Source organism: Novosphingobium sp. BL-S-32, from assembly GCF_056857055.1.
Genome location: NZ_CM166477.1, coordinates 555001 through 575766, shown reverse-complemented (window position 1 = coordinate 575766; position 20766 = coordinate 555001). Strand labels below are relative to the sequence as shown.

At 56.4% G+C, this 20766-nt stretch carries 17 protein-coding genes and 2 pseudogenes (1 of these 19 only partly in view); 9 read left to right on the top strand and 10 right to left on the bottom strand.

Going from position 1 to position 20766, the window contains the following annotated elements; genetic code table 11:
- Positions 1 to 8 precede the first annotated feature (8 nt).
- Positions 9 to 266 carry a TrbC/VirB2 family protein gene (locus tag AC1VVK_RS19295; RefSeq protein WP_482906743.1) on the bottom strand — a complete coding sequence of 86 codons (258 nt, stop codon included), beginning with the start codon at positions 264 to 266 and terminating at the stop codon, positions 9 to 11.
- A 173-nt stretch (positions 267 to 439) separates the two neighbouring features.
- On the opposite strand from AC1VVK_RS19295, the gene AC1VVK_RS19290 reads away from it, so the two are divergent.
- Complete coding sequence (locus AC1VVK_RS19290; protein WP_482906383.1) at positions 440 to 805, top strand: TrbC/VirB2 family protein; 366 nt, start codon at positions 440 to 442, stop codon at positions 803 to 805.
- Between the two features lie 640 nt (positions 806 to 1445).
- On the opposite strand, the gene AC1VVK_RS19285 is transcribed toward AC1VVK_RS19290, so the two are convergent.
- Positions 1446 to 5843: an RHS repeat domain-containing protein gene (locus AC1VVK_RS19285; protein ID WP_482906382.1), complete on the bottom strand. Its 4398-nt coding sequence runs from the start codon at positions 5841 to 5843 to the stop codon at positions 1446 to 1448.
- A gap of 520 nt (positions 5844 to 6363) precedes the next feature.
- Here AC1VVK_RS19285 and AC1VVK_RS19280 point away from each other — a divergent pair.
- On the top strand, positions 6364 to 7992 hold the full coding sequence (locus AC1VVK_RS19280; RefSeq protein WP_482906381.1) for a Calx-beta domain-containing protein: 1629 nt from the start codon (positions 6364 to 6366) through the stop codon (positions 7990 to 7992).
- Between the two features lie 482 nt (positions 7993 to 8474).
- Here AC1VVK_RS19280 and AC1VVK_RS19275 read toward each other — a convergent pair.
- Positions 8475 to 8906: pseudogene (locus AC1VVK_RS19275) on the bottom strand (IS3 family transposase); the annotation flags it as partial.
- Between the two features lie 115 nt (positions 8907 to 9021).
- Here AC1VVK_RS19275 and AC1VVK_RS19270 point away from each other — a divergent pair.
- Positions 9022 to 10605, top strand: a complete 1584-nt coding sequence (locus AC1VVK_RS19270) for an integrase catalytic domain-containing protein (protein WP_482906380.1) — start codon at positions 9022 to 9024, stop codon at positions 10603 to 10605.
- 36 nt (positions 10606 to 10641) lie between these two features.
- Here the strand turns inward: AC1VVK_RS19270 and AC1VVK_RS19265 are convergent.
- The 4 genes and pseudogenes from AC1VVK_RS19265 to AC1VVK_RS19250 all read right to left on the bottom strand — a co-directional run.
- Positions 10642 to 11357: pseudogene (locus AC1VVK_RS19265) on the bottom strand (IS3 family transposase); the annotation flags it as partial.
- Positions 11358 to 11413: 56 nt separating this feature from the next.
- Positions 11414 to 11761 (bottom strand): hypothetical protein, encoded by a 348-nt coding sequence (locus AC1VVK_RS19260; RefSeq protein WP_482906379.1) that lies wholly within the window; start codon positions 11759 to 11761, stop codon positions 11414 to 11416.
- A 23-nt stretch (positions 11762 to 11784) separates the two neighbouring features.
- Positions 11785 to 12702, bottom strand: a complete 918-nt coding sequence (locus AC1VVK_RS19255) for a hypothetical protein (RefSeq protein ID WP_482906378.1) — start codon at positions 12700 to 12702, stop codon at positions 11785 to 11787.
- 513 nt (positions 12703 to 13215) lie between these two features.
- A complete protein-coding gene (locus tag AC1VVK_RS19250; RefSeq protein WP_482906377.1) occupies positions 13216 to 13332 on the bottom strand; it encodes a DUF6771 family protein in 117 nt (38 codons plus the stop codon).
- A 216-nt stretch (positions 13333 to 13548) separates the two neighbouring features.
- Here AC1VVK_RS19250 and AC1VVK_RS19245 point away from each other — a divergent pair.
- A protein-coding gene (locus tag AC1VVK_RS19245; RefSeq protein ID WP_482906376.1) for an IS630 family transposase occupies positions 13549 to 14497 on the top strand; the annotation gives its coding sequence in 2 pieces (ribosomal slippage) (positions 13549 to 13889 and positions 13888 to 14497; 951 coding nt in all).
- 12 nt (positions 14498 to 14509) lie between these two features.
- Here the strand turns inward: AC1VVK_RS19245 and AC1VVK_RS19240 are convergent.
- The gene (locus AC1VVK_RS19240) at positions 14510 to 15508 is read right to left on the bottom strand and encodes a hypothetical protein (RefSeq protein ID WP_482906375.1); all 999 of its coding nucleotides are present in this window, start codon (positions 15506 to 15508) and stop codon (positions 14510 to 14512) included.
- A 267-nt stretch (positions 15509 to 15775) separates the two neighbouring features.
- Here AC1VVK_RS19240 and AC1VVK_RS19235 point away from each other — a divergent pair, with 267 nt between their 5' ends.
- From AC1VVK_RS19235 to AC1VVK_RS19225, 3 genes are all read left to right on the top strand, one after another.
- On the top strand, positions 15776 to 16825 hold the full coding sequence (locus AC1VVK_RS19235) for a hypothetical protein (protein ID WP_482906374.1): 1050 nt from the start codon (positions 15776 to 15778) through the stop codon (positions 16823 to 16825).
- Between the two features lie 172 nt (positions 16826 to 16997).
- A complete protein-coding gene (locus tag AC1VVK_RS19230) occupies positions 16998 to 17432 on the top strand; it encodes a surface-adhesin E family protein (RefSeq protein ID WP_482906373.1) in 435 nt (144 codons plus the stop codon).
- 44 nt (positions 17433 to 17476) lie between these two features.
- Positions 17477 to 17605 (top strand): hypothetical protein, encoded by a 129-nt coding sequence (locus tag AC1VVK_RS19225; protein WP_482906372.1) that lies wholly within the window; start codon positions 17477 to 17479, stop codon positions 17603 to 17605.
- Between the two features lie 46 nt (positions 17606 to 17651).
- Here AC1VVK_RS19225 and istB read toward each other — a convergent pair whose 3' ends face one another.
- Both istB and istA read right to left on the bottom strand, forming a co-directional pair.
- Positions 17652 to 18392 (bottom strand): IS21-like element helper ATPase IstB, encoded by a 741-nt coding sequence (istB, locus tag AC1VVK_RS19220; protein WP_482906371.1) that lies wholly within the window; start codon positions 18390 to 18392, stop codon positions 17652 to 17654.
- 10 nt (positions 18393 to 18402) lie between these two features.
- On the bottom strand, positions 18403 to 19929 hold the full coding sequence (istA, locus tag AC1VVK_RS19215; RefSeq protein ID WP_482906742.1) for an IS21 family transposase: 1527 nt from the start codon (positions 19927 to 19929) through the stop codon (positions 18403 to 18405).
- Between the two features lie 50 nt (positions 19930 to 19979).
- Here istA and AC1VVK_RS19210 point away from each other — a divergent pair, with 50 nt between their 5' ends.
- Together AC1VVK_RS19210 and AC1VVK_RS19205 are read left to right on the top strand one after the other, a co-directional pair.
- Positions 19980 to 20504 (top strand): transposase, encoded by a 525-nt coding sequence (locus AC1VVK_RS19210; RefSeq protein WP_482906370.1) that lies wholly within the window; start codon positions 19980 to 19982, stop codon positions 20502 to 20504.
- 2 nt (positions 20505 to 20506) lie between these two features.
- Positions 20507 to 20766 carry the start of a hypothetical protein gene (locus AC1VVK_RS19205; RefSeq protein ID WP_482906369.1) on the top strand. 475 nt of this gene lie beyond the right edge of the window, so the window shows 260 of its 735 coding nt (coding positions 1-260); its start codon is at positions 20507 to 20509; its stop codon lies beyond the right edge, outside the window.

Sequence of the window (20766 nt, the reverse complement as noted above, 5' to 3'; positions counted from 1 at the left end):
AGGCTGGACTACATGCCCGTCGCGGCGGCGCGGATACCGGCCACGATGCTGGCGGCGCCGAACAGCACGAAGCAGCCGACGATGACCACCGCGCCGTGGCGCCAGTTGATCCGGCCGGTCAGCATCATGAAGCCGACTACCGCGATGGCGATGACGGCTGCGGTAGTAGCGACGGTGCCGAGGAGCGTACCTTGAAGCCAGTTAACCGCTCCGACGAGCACGCCAGAACCAGCGGGGTCAGCCAAAGCCTGCGCGTCAGCCGGCATGGCGGCGCTTAGAGCAAGTAACGGGCTGATAAATTTTAACTTTCGCAACTCTTCCCCCATCATCCATCGAATATCTTGGCACCAATGGCTGCAAGAACACAGGTCTGTCAGGCCAATAAGCTCGGTCTACGTTGCCTCTTGCAAATGCTGAAGCCTCACGCAACACGCTTGGCATGATCGAACCGACGCTATCAACGATTCCGAGTTCAAATGCAGGCAGTCTGTCAACATCCGCGCACTGGGTGGAGAACCTGCTTGCGGGATCTGTCGGCACCTCGATTGCTCTCATCGCAATCGCAGCCGCCGGCGTCAGTATGTTTTCCGGGCGCATCGCAATCCGCAACGGTGCACGGATCATCATGGGTTGCTTCATCTTGTTCGGCGCCCCTCACGTGGCAACGGCCATTATGAATGGCATTCAAACAGTTCCGACGGTCATTAGCCCCGCTGTTACACCAACTACGATTACTCAACCTGCGCCGCCGATTCGAACACCTGACAATGACCCTTACGCAGGTGCATCCGTTCCGCTTCACTGATCAGAGCCATCGTCGGCGCAACGAGAATCCACGCTGCCGCCTACCGGCGCCTAAAGATCGAAGAGTTTGGTCGCCCAGCTATCACCAGCTGTCGCGCTAGCGAAATGCTTCACTTCAGACTTTCTGGCGCTATCAAGTTTCCAAATGCATCCAGCTTGAACTTATGCTTACATCCGGAACGGCGCTGCAAGGCCACCTTAAAACAGTGGCGCGCCTTGCAACCTTAACCGGCCCTCACCAAATGCTCATCCTGCTTCGGCTCCGGAAGCGTGTGCATGCCATTAGCCCCTGAAGGAACTCCACGTTTTGTTGAGGCAGTGAAAATTCCAGCAACATGGCACAATGAACGAAAATATTCCCAGCGCAATCGCTGTAGATTGTTGAAATCTAAACAATAACTGCATGACTATGCATAGAATTGAAATCACAGAACAAACAGACGCCATTTTTTTTGCGGAATTAATTTCGCGATGCCTCTTTACAAAATCGCCAAACAGATCTTGACTTCGTTGAGAATTCAACTTCAAGCCGATAGATCTCATGGAAAAGTATTGGTCCGGAAAGAACCAAACCACCATATTGAACAACGATGACACGGCGACAGCGAGGGCCAAGGATGTGATGTTGTCATCCATAATGATTACCTAGCTGCGCAACCCATTGCAGGAACACCTCCTCCAATGGCCGCTAATGTTGAAGCCGAAAGATTTGCTTTTTCTGCGTTTACTGCAACATCCAATGCTTTCCCGATACTCATCACCGCGCGCCCTCCGCTCGCAGACAATGCCGCGGTACCATAAGTGAGCGCCGCACCGGAGTAATCTTTATTGAACAACTTAACAGTTCCACTAGCGCCCGAAGCCATTGTGGAGAAAGTAGAAGCCCCCGCAGAAAGCGCACCCAAAAACAGAGCTCCTGGCTCATCCCCGGTTCCAGCAGATCCAAGAGCACCCAAACCGCTCAACAACTGGGTCCCTGTTCCTGCCGCTGAAGCGAAATCTAATCCATACGCGAGAGAATCTAGTTTGTTACATCCTGTATCAACCGAGCCAACAAGGCGCTCGTTATTCGCCGTCGATATATCCGTAATCGGCCCCCAAAACATTGCAAGGGGTACCCACTTCAGTTCAGCCATAATCGGGCTGCCCTCAGTGAAAGGGGTGTCAACGGCTATCCAGACTCCAACCTGGCCGCCGTGCGAGCTCCCGATAGGTGAAGTATTGCTTGGCCCGAAAGTCGTGTGAACGATCGAACCCGCACCGGTATCACCATCCTTCTGACATATTAGTGTGCCCGTGCACATTCTAGGTTTATCAATAGTTCCGGACGTCATGCCTGATGGATCAGATCTATTCACAGGATCCGCGCCAGCGAAGCTGTACCAATTCAAGCCATCCCCATATCCACTCGGATCAGTCTGCATGAACCGCCCAAGGGTAGGCGAATACATCCGAGACTTGTAATAGAATAATCCGATCTCCCCGAGCCATACTTGTCCGGTGTATTGGAAACGACCGAGATTGCCCGATTGCGGAATGCCATACTCGTCATACGCATTAATTTTGATTGCCGCTCCCGAGGCATCACTCACCGCGACAATGGATCCACGCTCGTCAGACTGCAGCCAACGCCGATCGGAGAAGCCTGCCCCCTCGTACCACACGACGGGCTCGTCCTGTTCAGGGCCCGGTATATAGCGCCGCAGCAACAAATTGGATCCATCATACTCGCCAATCATGTTGATTCCATCGTAGAGGAAGCGGGTGGTCACGCCGCCCGAATCCAATTGATAAAGGCGATCTGCGGGATCATAGGTCAGCGTTGCAGCCAGATCACCGCCGACCGATGTCATCTGGTTCAATCCATTGTACGAATATGTCGTGCTGCCAGAGTTTGTGAGGTTGCCGCGCGGATCATATCCGAGTGGGGTAGTGCCGGATTCCGTGTATTGATTCAGCCCATTCGCGACATAGTTTCGATTGGCATTGTAACGCTCCGTCCACGCGTAGGCACTATTATTGCGCGGAATTCCAGTGATCTGTGAAGCGGGGTTATAGCTAATCGCCGCGCCAACGCCGGCGACAGCACCAATCACCAGATCGTTTGCGGTACCCGCTTGATCAATCTGCAAGCCGGTCAAGCGGCTCATCGAATCATATGCGTACGCATGCGTAGTGCCATTACCATTGGTCACCCCAGTACGCCGACCGAGGTTATCATAGCTATAGCGCGCCAACACCCCTATCCCGGACGTCGCCCCATTCTCGCGAATCGACGTGATATTCCCAGCTACGTCATAGTCGTAGTTCACATAAAGCTGTCCGTCTGGCCAGTTAATCTGCGTTCGGCGAGACGCCAGGTCATAGAGATAGCCCACCGTACCCTGCGCGGACGTTTGAGACTTTAGATTGCCCAGTGCATCATATGTGTTCGTAACACTCTGGCCATTATCAGAGAAAATTACCACGAGCGGCATGCCTGCCAAATTATAAGTCGACGTACGCGATCTGATGGAGCTTCCGGACAGGCTCGTTACACGTCCGAGATTATCATAGCCCGACGTAATAGTCCCGCCATCACGAAGTCGCGTTTGGGTTACATGAACATTGTCGCCATAGGAAAATTGTTCGTAATCCGTGTCCGAACTCTGGTTGCTGCCTTTGGATGCCACAGGGTAGCGCGTTTTCACCAATCGATCGAAGCCGTCGTATTCGTACGTCGTACGATTGAGATTGGCATCAACGACGTAATCCACTTTGCCGTCAACGGAATAGTGGGTTTGTGCGTAATTTGCGGACGTCGTGCCATAAGCACTGTCTACCCGAGCGGCGCGGCCGAGTTCGTCGTAAGCATATTTCGATACGCGGTCCGGCCCATAAATTCCCGTCGTTTGCGGAGAGCACGCACTTTGGCTCGTCCACTGCGATAGGTCCGCTGGAACGACCTGACCTGGCCACTGAGACGGGTCCATGCGCACGACCGAACAGTTTACGCGACCCATCCCGTCATAGCTTTGCTGGCTCAGCGAATAAGCCGTACCGCCGGCTGTCACCTGCGACTGCACCAAGCGAGCGTTTAGATCGTAGACTGATACGACCTGTTGCTGAGAATTGAAGTTTGCCCATCCCGTGTCGGACTGATCCGCGACAGTCCCTACTTCAGAAACCGTCACTTGGCCATCGGCGTTGTAGGCAAGCCTTTTGGCGACGGGCGTACGGCTACCCGTCCCGTCCGGATCGGGTCCAACAATCCCTATCAATTGCCGACCAGCATCGTAACGATAGACAGTCTTGTCGTCGCTGCCAGCTAGAGGGCCATCTACTGAGGTGACGTTACCTACGCCGTCGTAAGTCACAGCCGTAGTCGCACTAATCGAGTTATCGCCTGCAGATTCAGTTGTGGTAACAGGTAGAAGGTTGTTGGCTACACCCGCAGCCTGGGGGCCATAGGTGGTAGCCGTTCTCAATTCAGAAGCTGTCCCCGAGCAACTGGACGGATTTGTGGACGTGGCTGTGAGACACATGTACGTACCGGTTTGGAGATATTGCGTTACTCCGGATGGCACAATTGAACCCGAGCCATCCTTATAACGCGCCTGCATTGCGGTATAGCCGTAGCTGATTTGCTTTCTGACGCCCGACGCATCGGCCGGCGAGGTTATTGAAGTGAGCCCCCCATGCGTTGCGTCCCAAGCATAATCGGTCTGATTACCAAGGGCGTCTTTGGTCCATGTTGGCTCATTGCAAGTCACATGGTTGGAGCATGTCGCAGCATATCCGGCAGTTGTTACGATGTTGGGAAGACTCGATCCTGCCTTAGGGACGACGGTCGTGGTCGTCCTGTTACCACGAGAATCATAATCATAACGAGTGTAACCAGCTGTCGGTGTAGTACCGACTAACGTGCCTTCAGCAGCAACGAAATAGGTCATTCGCCCGCTACTGTCGTAGATGTAATGGGTGACGCTACCCTTTTCATCCGTCATGGAGACGGGAAGGCCGACATTGGTATCCGACACGACCGTTCGCGTGGTCCCATCGGGATTCGTTCGAACCGAAGTCATCGTGGTTCCCGAGAGCGAAAATGCATATCGCCAGGTGAGATCTTCACGGGTGATCGACGTCACACGGAAAGCTGAGTCAACATGCACGATTTCCCTCGCGCTGGCCGCCCCCGGACGCTTGTATTGAATATACAGGCCATTGGCGTCGCTGCCGGACGAATAGGTTTTGGTACGCCCAAGCGCGTCCGTATACTGCCCCGTTGCGGTCGAGATGGTCTCTGTAGGCCACGCCTGCGAAAAGCTGCATGTGCCAGCCGTTGGAGCGCAGTAATCGACTGCTAGATTGATAGCCGTAACGCCATACAGACGCTGCCAGCTTGTACCTTGGGTTGGTGTCAGAGGTGTATCGTCTCGTCCGTAATTATAATGAAGCTGATATCCATACGATGATGTCACCGATTGAAGTCGGATAGCATTGATCGTGGAGCCGCCTGTGCAGCTATCCTGAAGATTGGAGCACCAAGAGTCGGTAACATAGGCCATGTCGATCCGGCTTCCGTCAGGATGCACAATGCTACTGATACGCGCAGTTCGGTAATCGTTAGTGAAGGAACCACCAGTGTAAGTGTAAGCAGACCCGTCGGATAGCGTCAGGACGTAGTTCAATCCACTTTGCACGAGTGTGGATCCGTCCGCTTGAAGAGACGTGAAAGTCGCCCCCGATTTGGAAAACGTCTTCGAGATTATCCCGTGTTCACCAAACACAGTTGCCGAATACGTAGTGCTTCCCTGTACGCCACCAAAGACGCCAAGATCGAAGGAGGTGCCACTGGCACCGTAACCGTGCGCCATATAGAGCGCCAATTCACCTTGGCCGCTTCCGATCGAAATATCTTTATCAAGAAACCATTGCTTGCCGGTAGTGAGATCGACGTTGTTTTCGTCTACGGCATATCGAGCGGGCGGCGCGGAGGCGCTGTCAGCCTGGGCAAACGCGGGAAGTGCCCAAGTCGTGGCAAGTACGGTCGAGACCAAGAGCACGGCTCTTTTACCAGAGATCTGCCCAATACGATTTGTCGACGCACGAAAAGACTGCACGAACTTCCCCCAATACAAGCTGGCACATCACCGCCTCACGATGGAGGCGGAACGCGGGCAATTGCTCGATCGAAGGCATCGAGCCAACAGACTTGTTGGTGGCGGGCTGCCATTATTTGTGGATAAACTTCACATCCAAAACAACAAAAGAGGTAAAAGTTGACATAATTTCGGCATTTTTCAGAGTGTTATCGATATATATCGCAATCAGGATGGATCGAAATCGGCATATCTAAGAAAAATTATTGATATGACGCAATATTTTTGCAAACAAAGTGTCATATTTTCCGATTTCAAAATTTTAATTCCGTTCTTTTGGTAACACGACTAGCGCGAAAACTTGTACTCACGATGCGATTGGGAAGGTTTGGGCTTGCAGTCGTCTCTCCGCAAATTGGGAGCTGCACATCAAACCGTGCATCGGCGAGACAGGGTGGCCTAAGCGCGTTGTGCCATCGTGAACGGTTATCTGCTTGTATTAATTAACAAATATCAGACTTTATCCATATTAAAGAGGGGGCAGTTCGTGGTTTCAAGGAGCGCCGTCGGCATCGCGCTGGCTATGTCCGCATTTTATATCAATCCCGCCGAAGCCCAGGATACGACAGGGTATAGTTACGACGCGATGGGGCGCTTAATTGCGACCACTAAATCGGGAGGCCCGACCAGCGGTGAGACGAAGTCCATCTCGTACGATGCGGCCGGAAATCGCACCAACTATACCGTCACGCAGCCTTCCCCGGCGGTCGTCGTTTCCATAGGCAACGCCAGCGCCACCGAAGGCGGTGTTCTGTCCTTCCCTGTCACACTCAATGCTACGTCTTCCGGCCCGGTCTCGGTCAGCTATGCGACCGCAAACGGCACGGCGACGGCGGGCAGCGATTTTGCGGCAGCATCTGGAACGTTCATGATCGCTCCCGGTCAGACCATCGGCGCGATTAGCATTGCGACAAATGACGATACGGCGGTCGAACCCACGGAGACGATGACGCTGACGATCTCGTCTCCAGTGGGCTATGCAACAATTGGAAATGCGACCGCGACAGGCACGATCCTTGATAATGATGCCGGCCTCACAATCGGTAATGCCTCCACCACCGAAGGCGGCGTATTGACCTTTACCGTAACGCGCTCCGGCGACACGTCAAAGGCCGTATCCGCCAGCTATTCAACAGTAGATGGATCTGCGAGCACCGGAAGCGACTACACTGCGGCATCCGGAACTGTCAGCTTTGCTGCAAATCAGACCTCTGCCACGATCAGCGTTAGCACTATTGACGACGGCACTCCCGAGTCTACGGAATCGATGTCCGTGGTGCTATCCAATCCGTCAGCAGGGGCAACTATTCTCAGCGGCACGGGTACAGGCACGATTAATGACAACGACGCGGCACCTGCGTACCTCGCTATCGCCAGCGCGTCGGTGACCGAGGGCGGAACTCTCGCATTCACTGTCAATCGCACGGGCAACACCGCTACTGCGGTCAGTGCAAGCTTTGCAACATCCGATGGCACCGCAGTGGCCGGCAGCGACTATTACGCAGCCTCAGGAACGGTCAGCTTTGCAGCAAACCAAACCAGCGCTACGATCAATGTGGGGACGATCGACGATACTGCGATCGAGGCCGCGGAAACGATGGCAGTAACGCTTTCGAACCCGTCTCGGAACGAAAGCAACGCTGTTATTTCGACGGCGACGGCAACCGGCACCATCAACGATAATGACGTACCGATAGGACCATCCATTTCAATCAGCGATGCGGCCGCGTACGAAGGGAGTAACCTCGTCTTTACCGTTACCCTTTCAGCTGTGTCCTCGTCCCCTACCAGCGTAAATTACACCACGGCGCCTGGCACCGCCCAGACGACAGCCGATTTTACTCCGGTTTCAGGCACGCTCACATTTACACCGGGCCAGACATCCCAAACTATTTCTGTACCAGCTAAGACCGATATACATGTAGAGTCTGATGAATATATGTACGTAATTCTTTCAGCTTCTACAAATTACTCAACCATATCTCGCAACCAAGGCACAGGAACTATTCACGATAATACTACCACCAATCCATGCAAACTTTGTTAACTATCTACAAATTTTCGTAACAAAAGGGGGTGCCGAAACAATTCGGCGCCCTCTATTCCGCCCCACCGAACGCCTATATGATTGTCAAAATCGGCGCGATCATGCCTGCGAAAGACGGTGGTTGCAAATTGACGGTAATTGCCCCTTTGGAAATGCTGGCACGAACGCCTTCGTTCGGTCGCACGTTGCGTTCGCCTTACGGGATACGGACCTTCAGCTGTGCGCAGCTTCAGTTGATCTCGTTGAGACAGGCGGCGCGCTGACCCAGCATACGGACGATCCACTTGCCGGTCCGATCGCGGCTTTTGGGCGACCTCATCCCGAGGAGTTCCGTACGCCTCCGCTGACGGCCGCCTTGCAGGCTGAACGCAGACCCTGGAGGTAAGCACTGGTGCAGGCTGTAGTGCCTCCACTGATGCGAGGGTGATGCGTTGGGTTAGGTGACGATATTTTCGGGAGCGGCATGAGTAGCCCCTAGTTTTCTAGACGCCTTCTGCTTTCAGAATCTGCTGCCGTTCGAACTGGTTGGGTGACAGCATCCCGTTCCTGACCTGCTTGCGCACCGGGTTGTAGAACATCTCGATGTAATCGAACACATCCTGCCGGGCTTCATCGCGTGTTTTGTAGGTGCGGCTCCGAATGCGCTCACGCTTGAGCGAGGAGAAGAAGCTCTCGGCGACGGCGTTGTCATGGCAGTTGCCGCGCCGGCTCATCGAATGCTCAAGATTGTGAGCCCGGATGAATGCCGCCCAGTCCATGCTGGTGAACTGCGAGCCCTGATCCGAGTGGATCAGCACCCGTTGCTTCGGCTTGCGCCGCCATACCGCCATGTGCAGCGCCTGCAGCACCGCATCGGTGGTCTGCCTGCTCTGCATCGACCAACCCACCACGCGGCGGGAATAGAGATCAATCACTGTCAAGCGAACCGCAGATTTGACCCCCGCATTGCCTTGAGCAGAATGTTACCGGTAGGATCGTCGTCCCGACGGAGATGGAGACTGTTCTATCGTCCGGATTCGGGGAAGTCGGATGGTCGGGCGGATCAGCATGGCGACACGATCGGAGTTGGTTGGAGCGATCATCGAACGGTATCGGTCATGTTCCCGGTCGAACAAACGGCAGATCCTGGACGAGTTCGTCGCGGTTACCGGTTATCATCGCAAGCACGCGATCCGAGTGCTGGGTCGCCGGGAGACGAAGCCGCCTCGCGATCGCCGACAGGCGATCCGCTACGGTGCCGACGTCCGGCAGGCGCTGGTGGTGCTGTGGGAGGCGTCCGATCGCCTCTGCTCGAAGCGCCTGAAGCCGCTAATCCCGGTCCTGCTACCAGCGCTCGAGCGGCATGGCCGGCTCGACGTCGGCGCCGAGCTACGCGACAAGTTGCTCACGGTCAGCGCCGCGACGATGGACCGGCTACTGTCGGAGGTGCGTGTGGTAGCGCGCGGCGGACAGCGCCGCCGAGCCGGTATGAGTTCCGCGGTGCGCCGTTCGGTCCCGATCCGCACCTTTGGGGACTGGGACGATCCTCTGCCGGGTTTTGTCGAGGTCGACTTTGTGGCCCATTCCGGCACCTCGTCATCCGGCAGCTTCGTGCAAACGATGGTGTTGACCGACATCGCGACGGGCTGGACCGAATGCGTGCCGGTCCGCAGTCGCGACAGCAGCCTCGTGGTTGGGGCGATCCGGCAAGCGCAGCAGCTCTTTCCGTTCCCGCTCCTGGGTGTCGACTTCGACAACGACAGCGCGTTCATGAACGAGCTGGTGGTATGCTGGTGCCGCAGTCAGGGCCTGGAAGTGACGCGGTCCCGGGCATACCGCAAGAACGACCAGGCATGGGTCGAGCAGAAGAACGGCGCCATCGTGCGGCGCCTGGTGGGCTATGGCAGGTTCGTGGGCCCGGAGGCAACGGCGTCGTTGGCGCGCCTTTACGATGTGGTGCGGTTACACGGCAATCTGTTCCAGCCCTCGTTCAAGCTGCGGGAGAAGACCCGGATCGGCGCGCGCGTCATCAAGCGCTATCATCCGCCGGTTCCGCCGGCCGCGCGCGTGCTGGCGCATCCTAATGTCGCCATGGCCGACAAGGAGCGACTGGGTCGAGTGCTCGATGCAGAGGATCCCGTGATGTTGTTCGCCGCAATCCGGGCGGCCCAGGACGATCTGGGGAAGCGCGTCGATCGCAGAGGGCTGAATGCCAAGCTTGAGGAGCCGGCCGTGATCGACCTGCAGCGCTTCGCCGCAAATCTGGAAATCGCCTGGCAGGCAGGCGAGAAGCGCGCGACACATCGACGCCCCTACCGGCGGACCAAGCCCTACCCGAAAAGACCGCACATGCTCGATCCGTTCGAGGCGCAAATCCGCTCTTGGCTCGAGGCTGATCCGGCGATCTCAGCTGCGACGGTGTTGTTGCGGCTCATGAACGCCGATCCATCGCGCTTCACGCAGAAAAGCGCGAGGACGGTGCAAAAGGCCGTGAAGGTATGGCGTGCAGAAATAACCGGACAGATCATCCTTGGCGGGGACTGGATGAAGAGCCTCGCCATATCACCACCCGCCGCGGCGGGTGGTGATATGGCGCATCTCGCAGTCGCTAAGCTCGGTAACAATCTTCGGTGAGGCAACACGGGGGGTCAGTTTCTCAGTTCGCCTGACAATCACGACGGCCAGATATGCAAAGCCCTCCAGGGTTCGGATGTAGGTGATGTCTGTCACCCAGGCCTTGTCGGGTGCGGCCACGTCGAACTTGCGATCCAGAGTGTTGTCGACCGCCAGGGACGGCTTGCCGCCATAGCTCCCCGGTCGGCGCTTGTAGCCGACCTGCGCCTTGATACCCGCCAGCCTGGTCAACCGGGCAACGCGGTTCGGGCAGCAGGTCTCGCCCTGATCCAGCAGGTCGTCGTGCAGCTTGCGGTAGCCATAGACCTTACCGCTGTCGTTCCAGGCTTGCCGGATCAACTCTGTCTGCCGAGCATCTTCCTGGGCCCGCGTGCTCAGTGGGCTCTTCTGCCAAGCATAGAAACCGCTGGGCTGGATGCGCAGGTACCGACACATCGACCGAACCCGGAACTGATCACGATGCTCAGCGACAAATGCGTATCTCACTTTGCATCCCTGGCGAAATACGCGGTGGCTTTTTTTAGGATGTCGCGCTCCTCGGTCACCCGGGCCAGCTCGCGCTTCAGCTGGCGGATCTCGGCATCCTTACTGGCATCGCCAGGCACCCCCTTAGCCAGTTGCCGCTTCCAGGCATACAGCGAATGCTGACTGACGCCGAGCCGCTCGGATACCTCCGCTACCGGATACCCACGCTCGGTGATCTGGGCCATCGCATCGCGCTTGAACTCATCGCTGAAATTAGGCTTCCCCATCATCGTCTCCTGTCCTCAAAATCCCGATACAAGGCGTCCAGAAATCTAGGGGCCAGTCAGTCGTCGGCAAGCTGAATCCCGTAGCGGACACCGCAACCGCGGCCGCTTGGCGAGGAGAGAAAGCCATACATCTTGTCATCCAATCCAGAGTCCGCGCGCGCCTTCCCGCGATTGGCGCGCAGATTGCGGACGATCTCGTTAAAGTACCTGCCCTCGACAGAACTGCTGCCACTCTCGATCCCATTGAAGGCAGTCGAGACCGTTTCCAGAAGCCAGAGTATTAATTGAACCGCTTGGCGCGGGCGTTGTTCGAGCAACAGACGGTCGGCCTGCTCGAGAGGCGTACGGATGAGGACCAAGGCCCGCTCGCCGATCGATTTCTCGGGTGCCTGCGTCGCATACACCGAAAATCGAGGATATTTGCGGGTTACCCGTCGATTTTGGCCGCCAAGCCGCTTTGACGATCCATTTCCCGCTGCACCTGAGTCTTATGCTTTCCAAAGGTGGTGGACGCGGCTGTGAAAGAGTGCTTGAAAGCCATCAGCGCGCTCTCCGCGCCTTTGCAGTCACCATTCAGTACCTCTGGCCGATTGCTTCCGCAAATGCGAGCAAGGGCCAATGCTGCCTGCGTCGCCTTATCAACGATGGCATTCAAACCGATGGCATACTGAGATCGGGCGACCTCAATTTGGTTGGTGTCCACTTCGATCTGATTGGCAGCAACGGCTATCTGGTTGCGCGCGAGATCAGACTGACCATTCGCCTTGGTAACCAATTGCTTCACTCGCGCGGTGTTCGCACTGGCGCTTTCGCCGAAATTCGGACTGCGCGCCACCGCCTCTGTGAGCTGTGTGGCATATTGATGCAGCTCTGTGGACAGAGATCGGACCGAACCGTGTTTTTCGGCGATGTCACTTGCCGCATTCGCTTTTGCAACTTTCTGCTGCTGGTCGTGGGCTGACGTTTCCAACTTGCTGACCGCTAGCTGGTAGGCATCAAGCGATGATTTTCCAGCGGTCAAAGTCTTACCATTAGTGGCAAGCGTAAGCTCACTGGCAGAGAATGAGCCGCTGGCCCGAATGCCTCCAAACCAAACGCTGGCTGGCTTGAGCATCAATTCGTGACCAGATGCAGCGCCCTCTAGCATCGCCTCTTTCCGAGAGATTGTGCCGTTACTGCCAATGGTCGACACCTCCACCCGTCCAGTAAGTTTGCCATCGTCAGCTTGAACAAGCTGGACCAATGCCACTTCATTATCTAACTTCGCGACGTAGATGCCAGAGGCATTTGGCTTGCCGCACGCTATCAAAAGCAAGGTGCTGGCAATTACTATGCTACGCTTCATGGAATTCCCCCCAACAGTCAACGCATCCGCAGCGGAGGGGAGTTCCAGAGCCTAATAGGGCCATATTGTTGCTCAATAATCCTCTTTGCCTGTGTCTGATCGTTGGCAGGGACGCTGACCTCAATGGGCTGGCCGCCAGACTTCAGCGTGATCTTTGCTTTGTAAAACGATTGCATCTGCTAATCCCCCCAATCCGTTAGCTAGCAGATCAATCACCCTCTCAACCGCCGTGTCAACTGCTTCCAGACATCGTCAGTTTTTGGGAAGAAACGCATGTGGTTCGGAAACTCACGGCTGGGACGCAAGCGCGTTGGCCTGCGGCGGCACTTCACACAGTACATACGCGTGGCAACGACTTCGATTGCTTCGTTCCAACAATGTGATCTGACCCACCACTGAAGCCGGATCGCATCCAGAACCACCTTGCGGCGGCAGTAAATGCACTCAGCAATGACGTTGGCACCTTTATCCGTGAAGTCACCTATCGTCCGCCATCGCTGGTTGTGGCCCACGTCACGGGAACAGCTTCAGCTGGTCAGGGTCTGGAATGGCTGGATAGTCAGAGAGGCGTTCAACGATGGAGTTTGCAAGCTCTTTGGCGGCTTTCTCTTTCATCCGCTCATCACGCATCGTGATGCCAACCCGTGCCTACGCAGGGGCATTGAGGATTGCCTCCGAAAGCTGCTGGGGGTCGATTCGTTCCATGTAAAAAGTGACGGAACGAATCAAGAACGAAGGCTGGGGCGATAAGCTAGAGCATAATCCGACCTGACTGAATCGCTGGGGATTCCCATGTTACGGGAAATCTGATTCAACATGTCAGCTGGACCAGGAGGCCAGCCTGGCATGACGAAGTCCATCTCAGAGGATCTACGCTCGCGGGTAATTGCGGCGGTTGATAATGGCTTATCCCGGCGCGCGGCCGCTGAGCGTTTTGGAGTTGGGACAGCGAGCGCGGTCCGCTGGGTTCGCGAATGGCGGGAAACTGGATCGACCCGCGCGAAGCGTCAGGGCGGCGACATGCGGTCGCGGCGGATTGAAGCCCATCGCGAGGTTATTCTCGGTGCGATCGCGGAGCAGGCGGACATCACGCTGGTCGAACTGGCTGAGATGCTGCGATCAGAGCATGGAGCCGCATTTGCTCCGAGCACCATCTGGCGCTTTCTCGACCGTCACTCGATGACGATCAAAAAAAACGGCGCACGCCAGCGAGCAGGAGCGGCCCGACGTTCTCGCGCGGCGGCGTGCGTGGTTCAGGGCCCAGCCTGATCTCGATCCCGAACGGTTGGTGTTCATCGATGAAACCGGTGCCTCAACGAAGATGGCGCGCCTGCGCGGTCGGGCAAAGCGCGGTATGCGGTGTCGCTCGCCAATCCCGCACGGCCATTGGAAAACCACCACATTCACAGGCGCGTTACGCTTGACGGGCATGACAGCGCCTATGGTCCTGGACGGCCCCATGACCGGGGAATGGTTCGCTGCCTATGCCCAGCAGGTGCTGGCGCCAACGCTGCGTCCCGGCGACATCGTCATCCTCGACAATCTACCGGCCCATAAGACGATGGCAGCGCGTGAAGCCATTGAAGCGGCCGGGGCGCGTATGCTGTTCCTGCCGCCATACAGCCCCGACTTCAATCCAATCGAAAACGCCTTCTCGAAGCTCAAAGCCATCCTCCGAAAAGCCGCTGCTCGAACCGTTCCGGAGCTATGGGATGCAATTCGAGAGGCATTACCGCGCTTCACCCCAGAAGAATGCGCAAACTATTTCACTGCCGCCGGATATGAGCCAGAGTGATCGGATTATGCTTTAACGCTTTGAGATGGCGCAAATCCAAACTGTCGGACTTGCGGCATACACGCGAAGTTCCCTACCGCCCTCCTTCGCATAGACGCGGCTCTTGTCCTTGCCGACATCTGGCACGAGCGAGAATGGGTCAGTCCCTCTCCCTAGCTGCTCATCGAACATTTTGATAACCGCATCATTGTTATCGATGGTCATCATTGTGACGAGGGTGCCCGCTTTGTTGTCGCACCAAATCTCGCGGCTCTCTTCTGTAACCGATCTAATTTCTGACACTCGCCAGCTTTTGGGAAACTTCAAGCCCCAAACTGACAACGCATCTGATGCCCTCTTCATTTCAGCAATATTGTGGGCTTTCTCCGCCCTGTCGCTCTCTTGCGCTTTCTTTACCACCAAAGGAGTGCCAACTGCAAATACCACAAATAGCACAACTAAGCATATCTTAATCAATTTCTTTTCTTGGATATGTGCTTCTTCGTACAATGCCGCTTGCTTTTCAGCTTCCCTACGCCTCTGCTCCTGTCGCTCGGCAAGTTCGCGCAATTGGCGCTCTTGGTCTTCATGCGCGACCGCAAGAGCAGAATCCAAGGTCTCGAACGTCTGATCGCCCATTACAAACCGATCAAAGACGTCGTTCCGAGCGATCTCATATTTTGACGCGAGCCAAAGGCGATAGCCATCAAGGCTCAAATCGCGTTCACATGGCGGACTTTCTGCCACTCCGACTGGCTGCGCGACCTCTCGCACGCTAGCCTTAGGGCCGCCAAAAATTGCCATCAGCGCGCCAATGAGTACGACGAGTCCTGAAATCAGAATGTAATTCTGCCTGTCTGCCAGCAGCCCGATATTCTGAACACTGCCAACGCCAGTCGCAACGCTGGTATCCATGTTAAGTGCGATAACGAGTGCAATGCACCCCCCACAAATCAACGCAATCCCCCAAGCCCGCACGATATAGCCTCCCATTTGATCGGCCAGATATGCGTTTAATTGCTCGGCGAGCAATAGCCCAAATGCGCCTTCAGCTAACGGTGCCGCTCAAGCAATCAAAGATAATGCTCGTGAGAGGGATTTCCGATCGCATTCTTCCCAAAGGCCATATTGATGGTCTGTTGAGGTTCTGGGATATCACCACCCTGACGATATTTGAGACTACAGCAGACCTACTGGCCGCCATCCCGATCCTGTAACGGAATTCATCACCACCATTACCGCACCGTAGCCTTTCCGCCCAACTGATTAGCGCATATGAGTAATCCAGAGAGGTGGATTATGGACGAGAATACGAGGCGTACTTTGGCTCAGAGCTTGGAAAATGCAGGTCGGCTAGCCCGTACTGTCGAAATCGGCGAAACAGTACGTAAAGCAGAAGAAGCTCGTAAGCTGGCGCGGACAGTGGAAATCGGAGAGGCGATGAGCAAGCTACGCTCCGCAACTGTCAACAACGAATTGATGGAGAAGATCGCAGCCGCCAGACGCACGATCAGTTTCATCGAACCTCAGGCACTGAAAGCGATACAAGCGGCTCCGCGCTTGTTCCTGCCACCGTCACCAGTTAGCGCTCATCTCAAGCAGTTGACAGAGAACACCGCGAACATCACGCGAGCGTTGAAATCGGTTGTAATACCGCTCCAGCCACTTTTTGCCCGACTATCCGAACAAACTGCTAAAGCAAAAATGGTCGAAGCCAGCGGATGGCTTCCCCACTCAAGTACTCCTTTCCATCTTATAGACGAAGGACAGTCGCCTGAAGTAGTGGACGGTATTATTACAAACTTCTATCAAGAAAATTGGTCGATCGTTGAAACAGATTTTCTCGAATCTGTCGCAGGACATGATATCGACGCCGAGGCGAAAGCGTGTTTTAAAGAGGCTATAGATGCCCATAAGCAAGGCCTATACCGCACTGTGCCGCGAACTCTGTTTCCAGAGATTGAGCGAGTAGCCGCCGTCGAATTTTATGACGGGAAGCGCAAGGTTAGAAATAGCGAAGGCAAGATGGTTGGTATTACAAGCCTTCCTACGATCCGCAAAGATATTGGCAGTCTACCCGCAGGGGAAGTGGCCCACTATGATTATGGCTACCATCTCTTCAAGAAGATGGAATCGCATCTATATGAGAAGGTCGGAGAAGACCCCGCCGATATTGCTGACTTCGAGGCCGATCCAGTCCCTAATCGCCATGCCAGCCTGCACGGTATCATCACCTATAGCACCGCAAAGAGTAGTTTGAACGCTATCATTATGACCGAATTCCTTTTCCATATGATGTCGCGTGTCAAAACGTACCTCGTTGAAGATGGCGAAATGGATGATGAGTGATAGGTGATGCCAACGCTTAGGCGCTTTGGCTGACGAAAAGGTGCCGATCTCTCGCGATTAAACGCGAGATATGACCGCAGGCATTCAGAAATTCACCTTTCTTTGATGGCTGGAGAGGTAGACCGCCCTTAGAGTCATCCAACCTGTATCGCATCGAGTGGAATACACGCCAATGAACCTGCCAAAATCCATCGTATTGATGATCGCTGCACTCCTGCCTCAGGCAGCTCAGGCTCAGCAATCAGGCGACAGATGGGTCTATTATGGAAGCACGGGTCAAACAGGCGATACAATCGATTTTTATTACGATTCTCAGTCTGTCAGGGCGATTTCGTTCGCGGATGTAAATGTCTGGGAGAAGTGGATTTACGAAAATCCGCCATTAAAAGGCGAAGTCTATCGTATCCTCAAATGGAAATATGATTGCCTCAATAGCCGGGTGACGCAAATGTCGTGGGCAATCTATCGTGCAGATGGATCATCCATGGATAGTGATAACATTCCAATCTATCAGCAGAAACCAATGGATATCATCCCTGACAGCATTGCCGAAGATGCAGCAAATGTAGTTTGTCAGATTGCAAGAAAGCAATTGTCGGCGCGTTGAAGTCACACGAGCTGAAAGTGCTCCGTATGAATAAGCGGGGGAACATGGTCCACGCCCGGTGCGACAATCAGGGCCTCCATCTCGGCTTCCACCTGACTGCGGATTCCGACCATCGCGCGCAGGCATTCCGATTTGATGCCGCGCAGCGTTCCGATCTGATCGCGCGCAGTTGAAGCGCCTGATCGTTGGTTGTGGATGTCACCTATGTTGGCGGCTTGGTCAAGCCGGGGCGGCGGCTGCAGGTCGACGCATGGATTCCCCCTCGAGTTCGAGCCGGTGTGCGTTGTGGACGAGGCGGTCCAGGATGGCATCGGCGTAGGTCGGATCGTTTATGGTCTGATGCCAGCGGGCCACGGGAAGCTGGCTGGTGACCAGCGTGGAGCGCTGACCGTAGCGGTCTTCGAGGATTTCGAGCAGATGGTGCCGGGCGTTGCCGTCGAGCGGCTGAAGACCCCAGTCATCCAGGATCAGTAGCTCCACCCTGGCAAGGCTTTTCATGCGAGCAGCGATACGGCCGTCACCCTTGGCCAGGGTGAGTTCGTCGATCAGCCGCGGCAACCGGGTGTAGAGAACCGAACGGTTATCGCGGCAAGCCTTGTGGCCGATCGCACAGGCCAACCAACTTTTCCCGATGCCGGTCGGGCCGATAATGGCCAAGTTCTCGTGCCTGGAGATCCATTCTCCGGCGAGCAGCGTTTCGAAGAGCCGGCGGTCAAGGCTGCGCCGCGTTCGATAATCAACATCCTCGGGCACGGCGCGGTGCCGCAGCTTGGCATGTCGCAGGCGCAGAGCGAGGCGTCTGTCATTTCGGTAGGTGGCCTCATGGTCGAGCAGCAGCGCCAGCCATTCTGCGTGGCTGAGACTGGCTGCGTCATCGTTGCTTTCCATCTCGGCGAAGGCCTTGGCCATGCCGGCGAGGCCGAGTTGGCCCAGAAGGTCCAGAGTGGGATGCTTCAGCATTCTTGCTCCTTCAGTTGTAGTAGCTTGAGCCGCGGATGTTGGAGTGGATGATCGGCTCTTGCTCGGGGGATTGGGGAACGGGCACCTGATCGAGCCCCTTCTCGAGGATCGATTTGACCGACGGGTAATTGCGCGCCTGGATCTCCAGCGCGCGCAGCGCCGCGGCCTCAAGCCGCTGGGCACCGAAGCGCCTCTCGAGCCCGATAATGCCCAGGCAGGACCGGTAGCCCTGTTCCGGATGGGGCTTTGCCTCGATGACCTTCTCCACCAGCAAGGACAGCATTGGCCCGATCCGGCTTGCCTCTTCGCGGATCTTCGCCGGCGTCCATTCGCCGTAGCGGCGATGGCTGGAGGGCATGTGCTCGGGGACGGTGGTGTGCCGGCCATTCCCGCTGCCGCGCATGTGCACGGCGATACGCTCTCCGCCTGCGAAGATTTCGACCGTGCTGGCAGTGAAGCGGGCTTCGACCTCGCGGCGCGCGAAGCGGTGCGGGACGGAGTAATGATGCCGCTCGATCGCGATATGATAATCGAGCCCGACGCGGCAGCGTCGCCATTCGGCGTGAACCCACGGCTCTGCCGGCAGCGGCTTGAGATTTGGAACATCGACTTCGTCGAACAGCTGGCGGCGCGTCTTGCCGAACTGGCGCAGCACGCGCCGATCATTGAGATCGGCAAGGCATTCGGCGATCGCTGCGTTGACCTCGGCGAGGCTGTAGAAGATCCGGTTGCGCAAGCGGCCAAGCAACCAGCGCTCGACGATACCGACGCAGGCTTCGACCTTGGCCTTGTCCCGCGGCTTGCGCGGCCGCGTCGGCAGGATCGCCGTACCGTAATGCCGGGCCATGTCGGTGTAACTGCGGTTCACCTGAGGATCGAAGTGACAGGCCTTGATCACCGCCACCTTGGCATTGTCGGGCACCAGCAATTGGGGAACGCCGCGGAAGAAGGCGAAGGCGGCATTGTTGCCCGCGATCCAGTCGGGAAACTGCTCGGTCCATGTCGCCAGCGCAAACGACAGGCTCGAGCCGCCCATCACGGCGACGAAGATGTGGGCACCGCGGACTTCCCCGCTCCTGCGGTCCACCACGACCGGCACCGTGTCGCCAGCGTAGTCGAGGAACAGCTTCTCGCCGCCGGCATGGTTCTGGCGCATGACCAGCGGCAGGCGGCCTTCCCAGCGTCTGAACAGATCGCAAAATCTCGAGTATCGATAGCCGTCCGGATGCTCGGCCTGGTACTCCTCCCAAAGCACTTGCAGTGTCACGTGCTTGCGCTTCAGTTCGCGCGCTACCACCGGCCAGTCCGGCTCCGGGAGCTTACGCCGCCCGGGTTTGACGCCGGGTACGCCGTAGAGCCGTTGCTCCAGATCCGCATCGCCAATCTCGGGTGGCAATGGCCAGGATAACCCGGATTGATCAAACCGCCTGAGCGTGTCGCGTACCGTGGTCGCCCCCGTCCGGACATGCTCTGCTACAGCTCGCGTCGATAGCCTGGCATCCAGGCTCAGCCTCAGTATCTCGCGCACATGGCGCATCATTACCCTCCTCGTCGGCATCCAATCCTCCTGGCTGCTCAGCCAGTGAATTGGTCCCAACGATCAGGCTTCACGTCATCCCAAACTGCGCGCGATCATCTCGGAATGCTGCGCGGATAATTCTCGGAACGCTGCGCGCGATCACCTCGGAATCCTGCGCGCCATCAATTCGGAATAGTGCGCGCGATAACCCCGGAATCCGCAACCTGACCGGTGGCGAAGCGTCCGATCACGGCAGCGGCGGTGAACTGATGGCAATGCCGGTGCCAAAGCCCAAGGCCTTGCTCGCGGACAAGGGATACAATGGCGACCGTTTCCGCGAAGACTTGCTGCTGAACAGCATCCTGCCCGTCATCCCGCCGCGCCCGAACCGCAAGGCTCCAGAGCATCCCGACTATCGCCGCTACAGCGATCGCAACCGAATCGAGCGCATGTTCGGTTTCCTCAAGCATCAGCGCCGCATCGCCACTCGTTTCGAGAAAACCGCACTTTCCTACCTCAGCTTCCTCAACCTCGCTGCCGCAAGGTTATGGCTGAACCATTTTGTCAACGCGACCAGACAGCTAGGAGATTAAACGTGAAGCCGCTCAGCTGGGGCATGTTTGATATTGCTGCACTCGCGCTGCCCTTTGGCCATGCTTTCGGAAACGATAAACCCGTTGACCTCTGGCAAAGCGACGACCAGCAGAACATCGCGATCGTGCGGCGTCACGCGCTAACCGGCGTAACCCGTCTGCTCGTCATGCGCCGCCGGGTTGATGGCGTGTGGGCAATCACCTTCGACGGTCCGGTGCCCAGTCTTGAGGAAGGCCGCGTGATCGCTGCGTGCGAATTGCG